General features: G+C 55.9%; 13 protein-coding genes. All 13 read left to right on the top strand.

Annotated features, from left to right (window positions below; all coding sequences use genetic code 11):
- Positions 1-15: 15 nt before the first annotated feature.
- The 13 genes from uppS (at position 16) to HZS81_RS07525 (ending at position 16280) form a co-directional block, all read left to right on the top strand.
- Entirely contained in the window at positions 16-870 is an 855-nt protein-coding gene (uppS, locus tag HZS81_RS07585) for a polyprenyl diphosphate synthase (protein ID WP_179929954.1), read from the top strand.
- Positions 863-1669 (top strand): phosphatidate cytidylyltransferase, encoded by an 807-nt coding sequence (locus tag HZS81_RS07580; protein WP_179929953.1) that lies wholly within the window; start codon positions 863-865, stop codon positions 1667-1669. The genes uppS and HZS81_RS07580 overlap by 8 nt, the downstream gene beginning before the upstream one ends.
- Positions 1666-2856, top strand: a complete 1191-nt coding sequence (gene ispC, locus HZS81_RS07575; RefSeq protein WP_179929952.1) for a 1-deoxy-D-xylulose-5-phosphate reductoisomerase — start codon at positions 1666-1668, stop codon at positions 2854-2856. The genes HZS81_RS07580 and ispC overlap by 4 nt, the downstream gene beginning before the upstream one ends.
- 44 nt (positions 2857-2900) lie before the next feature.
- The gene (gene rseP, locus HZS81_RS07570; protein ID WP_179929951.1) at positions 2901-4259 is read left to right on the top strand and encodes an RIP metalloprotease RseP; all 1359 of its coding nucleotides are present in this window, start codon (positions 2901-2903) and stop codon (positions 4257-4259) included.
- Between the two features lie 99 nt (positions 4260-4358).
- Positions 4359-6710, top strand: coding sequence for an outer membrane protein assembly factor BamA (bamA, locus tag HZS81_RS07565; protein ID WP_194249313.1), 2352 nt, complete (start codon positions 4359-4361; stop codon positions 6708-6710).
- A gap of 112 nt (positions 6711-6822) precedes the next feature.
- On the top strand, positions 6823-7323 hold the full coding sequence (locus HZS81_RS07560) for an OmpH/Skp family outer membrane protein (RefSeq protein WP_179929950.1): 501 nt from the start codon (positions 6823-6825) through the stop codon (positions 7321-7323).
- Between the two features lie 85 nt (positions 7324-7408).
- A complete protein-coding gene (lpxD, locus tag HZS81_RS07555) occupies positions 7409-8446 on the top strand; it encodes a UDP-3-O-(3-hydroxymyristoyl)glucosamine N-acyltransferase (RefSeq protein ID WP_179929949.1) in 1038 nt (345 codons plus the stop codon).
- 133 nt (positions 8447-8579) lie between these two features.
- Entirely contained in the window at positions 8580-9023 is a 444-nt protein-coding gene (fabZ, locus tag HZS81_RS07550) for a 3-hydroxyacyl-ACP dehydratase FabZ (RefSeq protein WP_179930052.1), read from the top strand.
- Positions 9020-9787, top strand: coding sequence for an acyl-ACP--UDP-N-acetylglucosamine O-acyltransferase (lpxA, locus tag HZS81_RS07545; RefSeq protein ID WP_179929948.1), 768 nt, complete (start codon positions 9020-9022; stop codon positions 9785-9787). The genes fabZ and lpxA overlap by 4 nt, the downstream gene beginning before the upstream one ends.
- A gap of 12 nt (positions 9788-9799) precedes the next feature.
- Positions 9800-10969: a lipid-A-disaccharide synthase gene (gene lpxB, locus HZS81_RS07540; protein ID WP_179929947.1), complete on the top strand. Its 1170-nt coding sequence runs from the start codon at positions 9800-9802 to the stop codon at positions 10967-10969.
- Positions 10966-11601: a ribonuclease HII gene (rnhB, locus tag HZS81_RS07535; RefSeq protein ID WP_422141578.1), complete on the top strand. Its 636-nt coding sequence runs from the start codon at positions 10966-10968 to the stop codon at positions 11599-11601. Before lpxB ends, rnhB begins: the two co-directional genes overlap by 4 nt.
- A gap of 42 nt (positions 11602-11643) precedes the next feature.
- Positions 11644-15144, top strand: a complete 3501-nt coding sequence (dnaE, locus tag HZS81_RS07530) for a DNA polymerase III subunit alpha (protein ID WP_179929946.1) — start codon at positions 11644-11646, stop codon at positions 15142-15144.
- A gap of 11 nt (positions 15145-15155) precedes the next feature.
- Positions 15156-16280, top strand: coding sequence for a cyclic nucleotide-binding domain-containing protein (locus HZS81_RS07525; RefSeq protein ID WP_179929945.1), 1125 nt, complete (start codon positions 15156-15158; stop codon positions 16278-16280).
- The last annotated feature ends 39 nt before the right edge of the window (positions 16281-16319 follow it).

Genomic DNA, 16319 nt, shown 5'->3' with positions numbered 1-16319 from the left:
TTGGTGCGATATTTTATGACGTTACCGCAGTCTCCGGATAAACAACCGGCGAATTCAAATACACGCTCATCGACTGAGCTTTCAGCGACAAAATCTGCGGAGTTAGCTCTGATCCCACCCCATGTCGCCATTATTATGGATGGCAACAACCGTTGGGCGCGCGCGCGTGGCCTTTCGGGTGTGCGAGGCCACCGGGCGGGGGTCGAGGCCGTAAGGGCGGTGATTCGCCGCGCAGTAGAGTGTGAGGTGGAGACGCTAAGCCTTTTTGCTTTTTCCAGTGAAAACTGGAAGCGCCCCGCGGCTGAAGTCAATGCGCTGATGGAACTCTTTTTGATGGCGCTCAAGCGCGAGGTGAAGAAACTTCACGAGCGCAATATTCGCCTCACCATATTAGGTGAGCGTGAAGGGTTCTCGCACGCGATTCAAAAGCATATTCAGCGCGCGGAAACGCTGACGGGGGAAAATACGGGCATGCACCTGGTAATTGCGGCTAACTATGGCGGCCAGTGGGAAATTGCTCGTGCAGCACGAAAGCTGGCCCAGCAAGTGGCTGATGGTGAGCTGACCGCCGCCGAGGTGGATGAAACGCGTTTGGATCAAACCCTCCGCGCAAGCCAAGTGCCACCGGTAGATTTGTGTATTCGCACCAGCGGTGAACAGCGATTATCCAACTTTATGCTGTGGCAGCTAGCATATGCTGAGTTGTACTTTTCGCCTTTGCTTTGGCCAGACTTTGATGCCAATGCATTCGACGCTGCGCTAGCGGACTTTAGCCAGCGTAAACGGCGTTTTGGCATGACCGATGAGCAATTATCGTCAGCGCCGTCGTCAAAATCGTCGCCAACAAAAACAGAGGCGCAGGGTGCTTAAACAGCGAATTATCACAGCAGCTTGGCTGGCACCGCTGGTGTTGGCGGGGCTGTTTGGTCTACAAGGTGGCGCTTTCGCCCTTTTTACCGCTGGCATTATGCTGCTCGGCGCCTGGGAGTGGGCCAACCTGGCCGGCGTTCAGCATGCGACTCATCGGGCGCTACTGGTTATCGGGGTTGCCATCTTGATGTTGCTGCTTTGGCAAAGCGGCACTGCTTTTGCGCGCTGGCCGTTATGGGTTGCCGCCGCTGGCTGGCTGATGAACCTTTATTGGGTGACGCGCTACCCAGAGGCGCTCGCACAGTGGCGCTCCACGCCACGGCGTTTGTTGATGGGGTTGTGGGTGCTACTGCCGTGCTGGGTCGGTTTTAATGTGCTGCGCGAAAGCGGCGGCGTTTGGCTACTGTTTGTCTTGCTGCTGGTGTGGACCGCTGACGTTGGCGCGTATTTTGTCGGTCGTGCGTTGGGTAAGCATAAACTTGCTCCTCACGTGAGTCCGGGGAAAACCTGGGAAGGCGTGGCAGGGGGGCTTGCCACCACGCTACTACTGGCGCTGATATTCAGCGCTTGGCAAGGCTTAGGGTGGCGCGGAGGCCTCGTGCTCTTGATGGTGACGCTAGTAGTTACATTGGTATCGGTGTTGGGAGACTTGCTGGAAAGCATGCTCAAGCGCTACCGCGAGATCAAAGATTCAAGCCAGTTGCTACCTGGACATGGTGGCGTTCTGGACCGTATCGATAGCCTGTCTGCCGCCATTCCGCTATTTGCCCTACTTTATACGCTGGTGCCTAACCTATGAGTCACCCTCAACGTGTAACCGTATTGGGCGCTACTGGCTCGATTGGTACGAGTACGCTGGATGTCATTGCCCGCCATCCCGAGCGTTACCAGGTGTATGCGCTGACGGCGCATACTTCCCGAGAAACGCTCTTATCACAGTGCATTGAGCATCAGCCCGCGATTGCCGTGCTGGCGCAGGAAGAGGACGCGCAGTGGTTGCGTTTGGAATTGCGACAAGCGCGCGTGGCAACCGAGGTGGCCGTTGGCGAGCAGGCGTTGGTGGATGTTGCCCAGGATAGTAGCGTGGATATCGTCATGGCGGCTATCGTTGGGGCCGCTGGGCTTTTACCGGCGCTGGCCGCCGCGAGAGCAGGAAAACGGGTGCTGCTCGCTAATAAAGAAGCGTTGGTGATGAGCGGGGCGTTGTTTATGCAAGCCGTGGAAACCGCCAAGGCGACGCTTTTACCTATCGATTCTGAACATAATGCGATCTACCAGTGTCTACCTAGCGAGCATCGCGGTGGGCTCGCGCGCCACGGGGTATCGCAACTTCTTCTTACGGCGTCTGGCGGACCGTTTCGCACATGGAGCCGCGAGGCGCTGGCAGGTGTCACGCCTGATCAGGCGTGCGCTCATCCTAACTGGTCGATGGGGCGCAAAATTTCCGTCGATAGCGCCACGCTAATGAATAAAGGCTTAGAGCTGATTGAGGCGTGCTGGCTGTTTGACGCCACGCCCGAACAGATTCAGGTCGTCGTGCACCCGCAAAGTGTGATTCACTCCATGGCGGCTTATCATGATGGCTCGGTGCTGGCACAGCTGGGTAACCCGGATATGCGCACACCTATTGCTTATGGTTTGGCTTGGCCGGAGCGCATAGATGCAGGTGTTGAAGCGCTAGATCTTTTTCAGGTCGCCCGCCTGGACTTTGAAGCGCCGGATGAGGGGCGCTTTCCCTGCCTGCGGCTGGCGCGCGAAGCCATGCAGCAAGGCGGGAGCGCACCGGCCATTCTAAACGCAGCGAATGAAGTCGCTGTCGAGGCATTTTTAGCCAAGCGGTTAGGCTTCAACGCCATTGGTGATGTCGTGGCGGCCGTCTTGAACGACCAGTCTGTCGAACCAATCGATCATCTAGAGACCGTGCTCAATGCCGACCAGCATGCACGCCGCACCGCCCAGCAATGGGTTAGCCACTTTGCACGCTAAGCGCCACTAAAAACGGCTGATCAGCAAGAACCGAGGAGACAAGCGTGGGCCTGATACAAAACATATTAGCGGTTATCGTGGTGCTAGGCCTTTTGGTGACGTTTCACGAGTTTGGTCACTTTTGGGTGGCACGCCGCTGCGGTGTAAAGGTACTACGCTTTTCTGTAGGTTTTGGCAAGCCGCTGTGGTCTCGCACTGATCGCCACGGCACTGAATATGCCGTAGCGGCGATACCGCTTGGCGGCTACGTCAAAATGCTGGATGAACGCGAAGCGCCAGTGCTAGATGAAGAACTTAAATACGCTTTCAACCGTAAAAACGTATGGCAGCGCGTGGCCATTGTGGCGGCAGGTCCATTGGCCAATTTTTTGTTAGCGATTGTCGCTTACTGGGCGCTTTTTGTGGCTGGCATGTCAACCGTAGCGCCGCTTGTTGGTGACGTGGCATCAGGCTCGCCGGCGGAACAGGCAGGTCTTGAGCATGGCGCCGAAATCGTCGCTATTGAAGACGAACCTGTGCGTGCTTGGGACGAGATTAACCTTAAATTGGTGTCTTTGATTGGTCACAATGGCGAGTTGAGCATTGAGGCACGTCCTGAAAATGCCAGTGCCTCGCAGCGCTATACGCTGCCAGTCGATGACTATCTGGTGCGTCAAGAACCACCGCAACCGCTGCAAAGCTTAGGGATTTCCCCGTGGCGGCCCGACTTCCCGGCGGTTTTAGGCCAAGTGATGGACGGTGAAGCGGCGGCCGCAGCGGGGTTGCGCTCGGGAGATCGTATCGTCGCGGTGGAGGGTGAACCGGTCGATGATTGGATGGCATTCGTCAATGTGGTGCGCGGTAATGCGGGAGAAATGCTTGATGTACGCATTGAGCGTGACGGTAGCGAACAAACTGTCTCGCTGACGCCAGGGCGGAACACGTTAGAAAGCGGCATTGAGGTCGGTTACATCGGCGCCGGGGTTGAGCCCGTTGAGTGGCCGGAAGAGCTGCGCCGTGAAATCCGTTATGGTCCTGTCGAGGCCGTGGGGCAAGCGTTTAATAAAACCGGTGAAATGGTCATGCTGACCCTCGACGCCATCCGTAAAATGCTGGTGGGGTTGATTTCACCGTCGAATTTATCGGGGCCGATTACGATTGCACAGATTTCGGGAGACTCCGCGCGCGCCGGCATGGAAGCGTTCGTTGGCTTTCTCGCCTATCTTTCTATCAGCCTGGGCGTACTGAACCTGTTGCCCATCCCTGTTCTCGATGGCGGCCATTTGCTTTACTACCTAGTGGAAATTGTTCGCGGGCGCCCGGTGTCAGAGCAGGCGCAAGCGATTGGGTTACGTATTGGCTTGGCCATGGTAGGAACGTTAATGATGATGGCGCTCTATTTTGATTTGATGCGCCTGTGGTGATCACGCGTGTAGCGAGCAGCTGGCTTGCCAGCTGCCTGCACAAATGTATAAGGTGCCTGTCGAGACACGAAGGCAGACTAACGCGAGCGAATTGACTGCATGAAAATTAAGACCCTGGGAGTGGCGGCATTCCTGCTGGCAACAGCAGGGAATGTCCAAGCAGAATCTTTTGACGTTTCCGATATTCGTGTAGAGGGGCTACAGCGGGTTTCTGCCGCCTCGGTTTTTAATGCATTCCCCGTGAGTGCAAATGATCGTGTTGATGACCAAGAGCTTGCGGAAGCGGCGCGCGAACTATTTGCCACCGGTTTATTTGATGATGTTTCATTGGCGCGTGAAGGCGATGTGCTTGTGGTTCAGGTCGTTGAACGCCCGACGATTGCGCGGCTAAATATTAGCGGCAACAAGCAGATTTCCGAGGATGATCTGCGCCAAGGGCTAGAACAGGCAGGTTTGTCCGAAGGGCAAGTATTGCAACTGTCTACTCTTGAAGAGATGCAGCGCGAGCTCGAAGGCGTCTACCAATCTCAGGGTCGTTACAGCGCACGAATTGACGTTGACGTGGAAGAGGTCGATGAAGGGCGCGTTCAGGTCAATATCGACATCAACGAGGGCGGTGTGGCGAAAATTCGTCAAATCAACATCGTTGGCAATGAAGCATTTGATGATGAGACCTTGCGTGACCTGTTTGAGCTAGAAGACTCACCGGGCCTTTTTTTCGGCTGGTTCTCAAGCGACGAATACTCGCGTGAAGCGTTAGCCGGTGATATTGAACGGTTACGCTCTTACTACCTTGATCGCGGCTATGTGAACTTTGATATCACCTCTACTCAGGTATCCATTGGACCTGAGAAAAACGATATTTATATTACCCTGAACGTTGATGAGGGTAGCCAGTTTCAGGTGGGTGATATCCGTTTCAGTGGCGATCTGCAAATCGCTGAGAGCGAAGCGCGTGAGCTTTTGGAAGTTCAAAGTGGTAACACCTTTTCTCGCAGCGAACTCAATGCTTCGACAGAAGCGTTACGTCAGCGTTTAGGTACTGAGGGGTTTGCCTTCGCCGATGTGGAGGGCATCCCGCAGGTGGCTGATGGCAGCAGCACGGTGGATTTGGTCATCGGCGTTGATCCGGGGCAGCGCACGTATGTGCGGCGCATTGAGTTTGTCGGCAATACCACGACACAGGACGAAGTGCTGCGCCGCGAGATGGTACAGCTGGAGGGCGCGCCCGCGTCTACCGAAGCGATCACTCAGTCGCGACAGCGCCTTCAACGGCTGGGTTTTTTCAGCCAAGTTGAAGTGGATACTCGCCGAGTGCCGGGTGAAACAGACCAGCTCGATGTGACCTATAACGTGGAAGAGCAACCTTCCGGTTCAATTTCCGCCAGCATTGGTTTTTCTCAAAGCGCCGGGGTTATTTACGGGGCCTCGTTGTCACAAAAGAACTTCCTCGGTACGGGTAACCGCGTCAATGTTGGCGCTCAGCGAAGCGATACGTTTACCAGTATCAACTTCGGCTTTACCGACCCTTACTGGACGCTGGACGGGATTTCTCGTGGCTATAACGTCTTCTATCGTGAAACCGACTACGAAGATTCAGATATTTCCACCTATTCAACCGATGCGTATGGCGCGGGGATTAACTTTGGTTACCCGATTAGCGAGCTTTCGCGGTTGAACTTTGGCGCGAATTTTGAAGATACGACGATCAAGACCTATTTCGACACCGCCTCAGAAATTGAGCGCTATGTCATGGACGAAGGGGAAAACGCCCAAAGCGTTAAGCTAACGGGAAGTTGGACACGCAATAACCTTAACCGCGGGATGATGCCGACCGCCGGTAGCTATCAGCGTATTTCATTAGAGACTGCCGCCCCCGGCAGCGATGTTGGCTACTATAAAGCGCGCGCCCGTGCGCAACAGCTCTTTCCCATCGATGACGACCATCTGTGGGCGCTCAAGTTTAGCGGTAATTTAGGTTATGCTGACACATTAGGCGGTAACGACCCCTATCCCTTCTATGAAAATTTCTATGCTGGCGGTTTAGGGTCAGTACGCGGCTTTACCTCCAATACGTTGGGGCAGCGTACCACGCCGCAGCGTGTGGGGGGCCGTGATCGTACCATGGGGGGTAATGTCCTGGTGGAAGGTAGTGCCGAGATGATTTTCCCGCTGCCCTTTATCGAGGACCAAAGTTCGCTGCAGTCCTCTGTGTTTTTCGATGCGGGTAATACCTTCCTGACGTCTTGTTATGACGTGCTAGAAGATGATGCGGATCGTCAGCGTTGCAACTCAGGTGTGGATCTGGGGGGCTTGCGCTATAGCGTGGGTGTCGGCCTATCTTGGCTAACGCCAGTTGGGCCGCTGACCTTCAGCGTGGCAGAGCCGGTGAATGACGAAAGCGACGATGATACTCAGTTCTTCCAGTTCTCTTTGGGGCAAACGTTTTAAGGCATAAGCCAGGGCGAACCCAGTGGTAGCCGGGTTCGCTTACTTAGCGCCCCTTGATGGCGACACATACTTTGGTTGCGATGCATACCGATAAAATTCAGGAGTGAATACCATGCGTAAACTCATAGCGGCAGTTTGTTTGATGAGCGCGATGATTCTTCCGGCACATGCGGCCGAGGTCGCGGTGCTGGATTGGCGTGCCGCGCTGATGAACACCGAGGCGGCGCAGGCATCGTTGAGTCAATTAGAAAACGAGGTGGGCGAGCAGCAGCGTGAAGCGCAAAGTTTGGGCCAAGAGTTACAGTCACTCCAGCAACGTCTAGAGAACGAGGGCGAGTTGATGTCTGATGCCGAGCGTGAGTCATTGATTCGCGAGCTGCAGCAAAAAGGTAGCCGCTTTGAGCAGCTGCGCCAACAGGTTGGCCAAGCTCAACAGCGCTCCGAGCAGCAATTTTTACAAAGTGCGGAGCCTACTCTTGAACAAGCCGTGGATCAGGTCATTCAGCGCCACGGTATTGATATTTTGGTCGAACCCCAAGGCGTGTTGCACTCATCAATGGATCTGCCCAACTTAACCGATGAAGTGACGCAAACCTTTAATTCGCTTAATTAATCGCGCCAGAAAGGTTAATGTCGTTGAGAACGTTGCGGCGGTGTTCTAATGCCGCTCGCATTTCGCGCTACGAGTTTGGGCTACCATGACGCACGCTGCTTATACCATCACCCTGGCGGACATTGCCCGCCATCTAGGCGTCGCCTTTAGCGGCGACGCAGACTTGCCCATTCGTGGTTTAGCGACGCTTAAAGACGCTAAACCAGATCAAGTAGCGTTTCTTGCCAATCGTGCTTATCTGAAAGATTTAGCCGAGACTCAGGCCGGTGCTGTATTACTCCACCCAGAGCATGGCAAAAGCTGCCCGGTACCTCGCCTGGAGACGGATAACCCCTACCTTGGCTACGCCAAGCTTTCACAGTTATTCGACCCCGTGTCGGCCCTAGACACACCCGGTGTCCACCCCTCGGCGGTGGTGGCGGAGGATGTCACGTTAGGCGCCGGTGTATCGATTCAAGCAAACGCTGTCGTCGCCTCCGGCGCGGTACTCGAAGACTATGTGGTAGTCGGGCCGGGCAGCGTCGTAGGGGCAGATACTCATCTCGGTGAAGCAACGCGCCTACATGCCAACGTGACCGTTTGCCATGGCATCGTGGTGGGTAAACGGGTGATTTTGCATAGCGGCTGCGTGATCGGCGGCGATGGCTTTGGTTTTGCTCACGATGGCGCTGGCTGGCACAAGATTGCGCAGCTGGGTGGTGTGATTCTTGGGGATGACGTAGAAGTTGGCAGCTGCTCAAGCATTGACCGAGGGGCGCTCGGGGATACCGTGATTGGCCGTGATGTCAAAATCGATAGCCAAGTGCAAATAGCGCATAACGTGCAAATTGGCGACCACTGCGCGTTAGCCGGATGTGTCGGGGTTGCAGGTTCCACCAAAGTGGGTAAGCACTGCATGCTTGGCGGCGGGGTGGGCATCTCGGGCCATTTAACCCTGTGTGATGGCGTGCAAGTCACAGGAATGAGCTTAGTCACCAACTCCATCCATGAGCCGGGCGTATACTCGTCAGGGACCGGGGCGATGAATAATCTCCAGTGGCGAAAAAATGCCGTGCGTTTTAAGCAGCTTGATGAAATAGCCAAGCGCTTGTCACGGCTAGAAAAACAGCAGAGCCGAAAGTAAAAGGCAAGACGATATTTACGTTGGGTAGGTTGAGGCTAATGCGTCGCGCGTTATAATCCACTGCCTTCACCAGCAGGAGAGCTGGACGCTCCTGAGTATGACTCAGGATATATGTTATTTAGAGGTCGCCACGATGGTCATGGATATCAACGAAATTCGCGAATTTTTACCCCACCGCTACCCATTTTTGCTGGTGGACCGGGTGATCGAACTCACCGAAGGCGAAACCATCGTTGCGTATAAAAATGTCAGCATTAATGAACCGTTTTTTAATGGCCACTTTCCTCACCATCCGATTATGCCGGGCGTGTTGGTAGTTGAAGCGCTCGCGCAGGCATGTGGGATTTTAGGGTTTAAAACCGTCAACAAGCGTCCGGCCGATGGCTACGTTTACTATTTGGTCGGTAGCGATAAAGTCCGCTTTAAGCGCCCCGTCATGCCGGGTGATCAGCTGAGGCTGGAAGCGAATGTGATTCGTGGTAAACGCGGTATCTGGAAGTTTGCCTGCCGCGCCACGGTGGAAGGCGAACTGGCCTGCGAAGCAGAAATTATTTGTGCCGAGAGGAAGGTGGCTTGATTCATCCGACTGCACTGATTGATCCATCGGCCCAGTTGGCCGATGACGTCGAAGTAGGTCCGTACAGCATCATCGGGCCTAAAGTTGTGATTGGGGCGGGCTCAGTGATTGGTCCTCACGTGGTGGTGAAAGGCCCGACCACGCTGGGTGCGCGGACGCGTATTTTTCAGTTCGCCTCGGTCGGTGAAGATTGCCAGGATAAAAAATACGCTGGAGAGCCTACGCGTTTAGTCATGGGTGATGACAATGTCATCCGTGAAGGGGTGACGATCCATCGTGGTACCGTCCAAGACCGGGGCGAAACCACAGTTGGTTCGCGTAACTTGTTAATGGCCTATGTGCACGTGGGCCATGACTGTGTCATCGGCAACGACTGTATTCTTGCCAACCAAGTGACGCTCGCGGGGCACGTCAATGTGGGCGACTGTGCCATTTTAGGCGGATTGGCCGCTGTGCATCAGTTTTGCCATTTTGGCGAGCACGCGATGGCAGGTGGCGGCTCCATCATCACCAAGGATACGCCAGCCTACACCATGATTAACGGTAATCCGGCGCAAGTGCATGGACTCAACCTGGTCGGCTTGAAACGTCGTGGTTTTAGTCGTGAAGCGATCAAAGCGTTAACGGACGCGTATAAACTGCTTTATCGCCAAGGGCTAACCGTTGAGCAAGCGCTTGTGGAGATGCGTAAGCGCTATGAGCTGCCGGAAGTTGAACGCTTTGCCGCCTCTATCGAGTGCTCGACACGCGGTATCGTGCGCTAAACGAGGTCGATCATGACGCTTAAGCGTATCTACATCGTTGCCGGCGAGTTATCGGGAGATATCCTCGGCGCCGGCCTGATGCGCGAGCTCAAAGCGCGCCACCCTGACGTTGAATTTCGTGGCGTGGGTGGGCCGCGAATGATCGAGCTTGGTATGCAAAGTCGCTTTCCATTGGAAACCCTATCGGTGATGGGGTTGGTTGAAGTGCTCAAACACTTGCCGGAACTGCTCCGCGTACGCAAAATGCTCAAAGCCGAGGCACTCGCGTGGCAGCCAGATCTGATGTTAGGGATCGACGCCCCGGATTTTAACTTAGGCTTAGAGCGCACCCTGCACGATGCAGGTATTAAAACCGCGCATTATGTCAGCCCATCGGTGTGGGCATGGCGCCAAGGGCGGGTAAAAAAGATTGCCCGTGCGGTTGATGGCATGCTGACACTGTTACCCTTCGAAGCAGATTTTTACCGTGAACACCGTGTACCGGTTGCCTTTGTTGGCCATCCTCTTGCTGACGAGTTGCCGCTTGACACCGACCGCCGTGCTGCCCGAGAAACGCTGGGTTTGGCAACCGAAGGGCCGCTCGTGGCGCTATTGCCTGGTTCACGAGCGAATGAAATCCGCTTCATGGGGCCAACGTTTTTAACCGCTGCAGCGCGGCTATGCGAGCGCTTTCCGGCGCTTCAGTTTGTCATCCCCGCTGCCACGCCCGCGCGTCACCAAGAGCTGAATGCTCTGCTAACCGAGTACCCTGAGCTCGCCACAAGGGTGACGTTACTCGAAGGCCAAGCACGTGAAGCGATGGTGGCAAGCGACATTGTGCTTTTGACCTCGGGCACGGCCGCGCTGGAGGCGATGCTTTGCCATCGGCCGATGCTCGTTGCTTATAAAATGGCGCCGGCCACTCACTGGCTCGCTAAGCGGCTTGTGAAAGCACGCTGGATCTCGCTACCCAACCTTATCGCCCAAGAAACATTGGTGCCGGAGCTGATTCAAGATGCCGCAAGTGCCCATGAGATTGCCGAGCAGCTAGCGCGATTGTTGGATCACCCGGTTGAGCGTGAAGCGCTAGAAGCGCGCTTTGCTGCGATGCATGCTGCACTTCAGCGAGGTGCCAGCCGCCGTGCAGCAGAGGCGATTGAGGCGCTAGCCGCCGGTCAGCCGTTAGTTCAAGGTGATTCATGAGCGTGAAGGTAGTCATGAGCTCAAGAACAGCCCAGTGGCCACCGCTGGAAATTGCCTACCAGGGGGATCGGCTGGCGGGGATTGATGAAGTGGGACGCGGGCCGCTGGTAGGCAGCGTGGTCGCGGCAGCGGTGATATTAAACCCATCGAAGCCCATTGACGGCCTGACCGATTCCAAAAAACTGACAGCGCGAAAGCGTGAAGCGCTGGATGGGGAAATTCGCCAGAAGGCCTTGGCCTATTGTGTTGCCGAGGCGTCAGCGGCGGAGGTCGATGCGCTGAATATTTATCATGCCACGCACTTGGCCATGCGCCGCGCGATTGACGGGCTCACACCTGCAGCGGAATACCTGCTCGTCGATGGCAACCGCCTGCCAGGACACACGCTGCCCGGTCAGGCGGTGGTGAAAGGTGATTTGCGCCATCGCGCGATTGCCGCCGCGTCGATTTTGGCTAAAGTGGCGCGCGATGCGCAGATGGTCGCGCTGGATCAGCGCCATCCTGAGTACGGTTTTGCTCGTCATAAGGGCTACCCGACGACAGCGCACCTGGCGGCCCTAGAGGCCCACGGCCCTTTGCCTGAGCATCGCCAAAGTTTTGCCCCGGTTAAACGCCAGCTCGCTTTGCTATAAACCCGTTATCCATTCATGTTATTGCCCAGCGTCGAGACTCCTATGTCGGTTCCGTTTGTCCATCTACGTATACACAGCGAATACTCCCTGGTTGATGGCTTGGTCAAACTTAAGCCACTGGTCAGCACCACCGCAAAGCAAAATATGCCGGCAGTGGCGTTGACGGATGAGGCGAACCTTTTTGGTTTAGTGAAATTCTATACGGCCGCGCAAAGTGCCGGCATCAAGCCGATTATCGGCAGCGATCTGTGGCTGCATAACCCCCACGACGAGGCGCACCCGTACCGGCTAACCCTGTTGGCCATGAACGAGACGGGCTATCGCAATCTCACCGAGTTGATTTCGAAAGGGTGGACCGACGGCCAGCGCCAAGGGCGAGCGATTCTCGATAGACACTGGGTCTTGGCGCAAAGCGAAGGGCTGATTGCGCTCTCGGGTGCGCGTGATGGCGAAATCGGCCGCCACTTGCTTGCCGAACACTACGCCGATGCTAAGGCACTGCTGCATGAGTGGCAGGAAGCTTTCCCCAATCGCTTTTATCTGGAGCTGACCCGCACCGGGCGCTCGCTCGAAGAGACCTGCGTGCACGAAAGCGTCAAGCTTGCCATCGACACCGGCACTCCCGTGGTCGCGACCAACGACGTGCGCTTTCTCGAGCGCAACGACTACTGGGCCCATGAAACCCGGGTAGCCATTGGGGAAGGCAAGGCCATAGACGACCCGCGGCGGGAGCGCAAATACGCCGAGGAGCAATACCTCAAAAGCCCCGACGAGATGGCTGAGCTTTTCGCGGATATCCCCGAGGCGCTGGAAAACAGCGTCATGATTGCCAAGCGCTGCAGTGTCGATGTGCGCCTAGGGGAAATCTTTCTACCCGAGTTCGAAATCCCCGAGGGCATGACCCAGGATGAGTTCTTTCGTAAGATTTCCCACGACGGCTTGACCGAGCGGCTGGACTTTCTCTTTCCGCCGCAACAATACCCCCGCGATGGGCAGTCGTATCAGGCGATTGATCAGCGCTATCGGGAGCGGCTCGACTTCGAGCTCAACATCATCATCCAGATGGGATTCCCCGGTTACTTTTTGATCGTGATGGACTTTATTCAGTGGGCCAAAGACAACAACGTGCCGGTGGGGCCGGGGCGTGGTTCGGGTGCCGGGTCGCTGGTGGCTTACGCGCAGAAAATCACCGATCTCGACCCGATTGGCTACGACCTGCTGTTTGAGCGTTTCTTGAACCCCGAACGTGTATCGATGCCCGACTTTGACGTCGACTTCTGCATGGAAAAGCGCGACAAAGTCATCGAATACGTTGCAGAACGCTACGGCCGCGATGCGGTGTCGCAGATTGTCACCTTTGGCACCATGGCGGCGAAGGCGGTGGTGCGCGATGTTGCTCGTGCCCAGGGCAAGCCCTATTCCTTGGGCGACAAGCTCTCCAAACTGATTCCGTTTGAAGTGGGAATGACGCTGGCTAAGGCGATCGACGCCGAGCCTGCCCTGCAAGAGTTTGTCGAAGCCGACGACGAAGCCGGCGAAATCTGGGAAATGGCGCTGAAGCTCGAAGGCATCACCCGAGGCACCGGTAAGCACGCCGGTGGCGTGGTCATTGCCCCGACGAAACTCACCGATTTCGCGCCCTTGCTGTGCGACGAAGACGGCTCGGGGCTGATGGTGCAATTCGATAAGAACGATATCGAAGAAGCGGGGCTGGTGAAGTTTGACTTTCTCGGTCTGCGCACCCTGACAATTATCGACTGGGCGCTTGAGATGGTCGATAAAGTGCGCGCCGTCGAAGGCGAAGGGCCGCTCAATATCGACGCCATCCCGCTGGATGATGTCCCGACGTTTGACATGCTCAAACGGGCCGAAACCACGGCGGTGTTTCAGCTTGAATCCCGCGGGATGAAGGAGCTGATCAAGCGGCTTTTGCCCGACTCGCTCGACGATATGATCGCACTTGTTGCGTTGTTCCGCCCAGGCCCGCTTCAGTCGGGCATGGTGGATGACTTTATCAACCGCAAGCACGGCCGCGCGGAAGTGTCTTATCCCCACCCGGATTACCAGCACAAGCTGCTGGAGCCGGTGCTCAAGCCCACCTATGGCATCATTCTCTACCAAGAGCAGGTAATGCAGATTGCCCAGGTGATGGCGGGTTATAGCCTCGGCCAGGCGGATATGCTGCGCCGGGCCATGGGTAAGAAAAAGCCCGAGGAGATGGCCAAACAGCGCGCCGGCTTTATGGACGGCTGCGCGGCCAACGGGATCGATAAAGACCTCGCAGGCAATATCTTCGATTTGGTCGAGAAATTTGCTGGCTACGGCTTTAACAAGTCGCACTCGGCCGCCTATGCGTTAGTCTCATACCAAACTGCGTGGCTCAAGGCGCACTATCCGGGGCCGTTTATGGCGGCGGTGATGTCCACCGAGATGGATAATCTGGATAAGGTCGTCCCGCTGATCGAGGAGTGCCGCCACCTCAAGCTCACCGTTACGCCGCCGGACGTCAACGTGGGCGGCTACAAGTTCACCGTGGATAGTGATGCCCGGGTGGTTTACGGCTTGGGCGCCATTCGCGGCGTGGGAGAAGGCCCCATTGGCGCGATTGTCGAGGCGCGCGACGCTGAAGGGCCGTTTACCGATCTGTTCGACTTCTGCCGTCGCATCGACCCGAAACGCATGAACAAGCGCACGCTGGAAGCGCTGATTCGCTCCGGCGCGCTGGATAACCTTGGCCCTAACCGTGCCGTGTTGTTTGCGTCCATGGAGGATGCCCTCAAGGCTGCCGCGCAAAACCATACCAACCAAAACCTCGGCATGCTGGATATGTTTGGCGATGCCTTTGAGGCCGCCGAGGATAACGACGTCTATGCCGAGTATCTGGGCGTGCGCGAATGGAGCGACCGCGAGCGCTTGGCGGGCGAAAAAGAGACCTTAGGGCTTTACCTCACCGGTCACCCGATTGACGAGTACGAGCGCGAGTTAAAACGGTTTGTCTCGACCCGGATTGCCGATTTATCGCCCTCATGGGAGCCGCAGCGCGTTGCCGGGCTTGTGGTCGGTGTGCGCACGATGAAGTCCAAGCGCGGCGATACCATGGCGTTTATTACGCTTGATGACCGCACCGGGCGGATCGAAGCCTCGCTGTTTGGCGAGCTTTTTGATCAGCTTCGCGGCCAGATCGAATCAGACCAGGTGCTGATCGTCGAAGGCGATGTCTCAAGCGATGATTACACGGGCGGGCTGAAGCTGCGCGGTAAAGACGTGACCCCGATGGTGACGGCGCGTGTGCGTTACGGCGAATCAATCGACGTCGCGCTTGAAGCCGAAAACATTAACGGCCGCCTGGTTGAGAGCTTGCGCGATAGCTTGACGCCGTATCGCGATAGCGACGGCTTACCGGTACGGTTGCAGTATCGCCACCCGGACGCCACGGCGTGGTTTGAACTTGCCGCCGAGTGGCGGGTAGCGCCAAGCGATGACTTATTACTGGCGCTTAAAGACGTGCAAGGTCAGGCCGGCGTTCAACTTCGCTATCGCTAATGAGGGACAAAATGCAGGTTGATCGGTCAACGTTTGCTGATCTTTTATTGCAAGGAGCCCCTGAAAAGGAGCGTGCTCGACTGGCAAACGAGCTTGATGGGCTTGCGGCGTGTGTTAGTAGCCGACATTTTGTTGCGGGCGAATATCTGATCAATGAAGGTGATGTCGGTGACGCTGTGTACTTGATCAGCAAAGGGGAGGTGGAAATCCTCAAGCAAGGCAAGCCGCATCCTGTCGGGACAGCTAGCGCAGGCAACCTATTGGGTGAGCTGGCGTTAGAAGGGCGCGGTCAGCGAGCGGCAAGCGTAAAAGCGGTAACGGATGTACACGCTTACCGCATTCGCGCAGAAGATTACCTGAAGGCGGTCAAAACGTGGCCGGAATTCAAGCGCTTGGTCACCCATAAACTTTATCAGCAACTGAGCGATAAACACCAAGACCTGCAAGCGAGACACCAACAACTCCTTGAGGCTCAGAAAGAGAAAGATTCGCTGGGCTTTCTTTTGGTAACGCTTTTGCTGTTATTGACCAGTTACGCGTTAGTCAATGGTTTTATGGTCAACCTCCTGGCGCTTCCTACCGATAGTTGGTTGATGTTTTCTTTTTCCAGAACCACCGAATTGATGGCGGTGGTTATTCTCTGGCAGTTAGTACGCCGATCCGGGCTGACAGCCAAAGATATGGGATTGACGACGGTTAATGTGGGGTCGTCGCTTAAAGAATCCTTGCTTCTCACCCTGGTGGCCATGTTGTTGATGTACGGGCTTGCCGTGTATTTGGCAGCCTATTGGGACAAACCCACGGGGTGGGACCTATCGCGCTTTGATTACAGCTATATAACGTATTTGATAGTCGCTCCGTTACAGGAGTGGGTGGCGCGTGGTGTTTTTCAAACCAGTCTGGAAAAGCTGTTAGGCAAGGGGAAGGGGTTGGTCGCCGTGCTACTGTCCTCTTTGGTTTTTGCTACCTTGCATCTTCATGTAAATCCTATTTTATCCGTTGTCAGCTTGATCAGCGGCCTGATCTGGGGGTCGCTGTTCTTGAGGCATCGCAATCTCATCGGGGTTTCGGTTTCGCATTTTTTGCTGGGCAATTGGGTCGCATTTCTCGGCCTTTGGGCCCTGTGGACCGGATAAGCGGGGTGGCAGTGATCAAGATGGCTTGGCTTAGCTTGC

The sequence above is a fragment of the Vreelandella salicampi genome, from assembly GCF_013415105.1.
In the GTDB taxonomy this organism is placed as follows: domain Bacteria; phylum Pseudomonadota; class Gammaproteobacteria; order Pseudomonadales; family Halomonadaceae; genus Vreelandella; species Vreelandella salicampi.
The sequence above is the reverse complement of the archived record's forward strand: the minus strand, read 5'-3'. Positions and strand labels throughout refer to the sequence as shown.

Excerpts from the sequence above, each read along its gene's own strand:
- uppS (WP_179929954.1), top strand. The coding sequence starts at position 16 with ATGACGTTACCGCAGTCTCCGGATAAACAACCGGCGAATTCAAATACA.
- ispC (WP_179929952.1), top strand. The coding sequence starts at position 1,666 with ATGAGTCACCCTCAACGTGTAACCGTATTGGGCGCTACTGGCTCGATT.
- bamA (WP_194249313.1), top strand. The coding sequence starts at position 4,359 with ATGAAAATTAAGACCCTGGGAGTGGCGGCATTCCTGCTGGCAACAGCA.
- HZS81_RS07560 (WP_179929950.1), top strand. The coding sequence starts at position 6,823 with ATGCGTAAACTCATAGCGGCAGTTTGTTTGATGAGCGCGATGATTCTT.
- lpxD (WP_179929949.1), top strand. The coding sequence starts at position 7,409 with ATGACGCACGCTGCTTATACCATCACCCTGGCGGACATTGCCCGCCAT.
- fabZ (WP_179930052.1), top strand. The coding sequence starts at position 8,580 with ATGGTCATGGATATCAACGAAATTCGCGAATTTTTACCCCACCGCTAC.
- lpxB (WP_179929947.1), top strand. The coding sequence starts at position 9,800 with ATGACGCTTAAGCGTATCTACATCGTTGCCGGCGAGTTATCGGGAGAT.
- rnhB (WP_422141578.1), top strand. The coding sequence starts at position 10,966 with ATGAGCGTGAAGGTAGTCATGAGCTCAAGAACAGCCCAGTGGCCACCG.
- dnaE (WP_179929946.1), top strand. The coding sequence starts at position 11,644 with ATGTCGGTTCCGTTTGTCCATCTACGTATACACAGCGAATACTCCCTG.
- HZS81_RS07525 (WP_179929945.1), top strand. The coding sequence starts at position 15,156 with ATGCAGGTTGATCGGTCAACGTTTGCTGATCTTTTATTGCAAGGAGCC.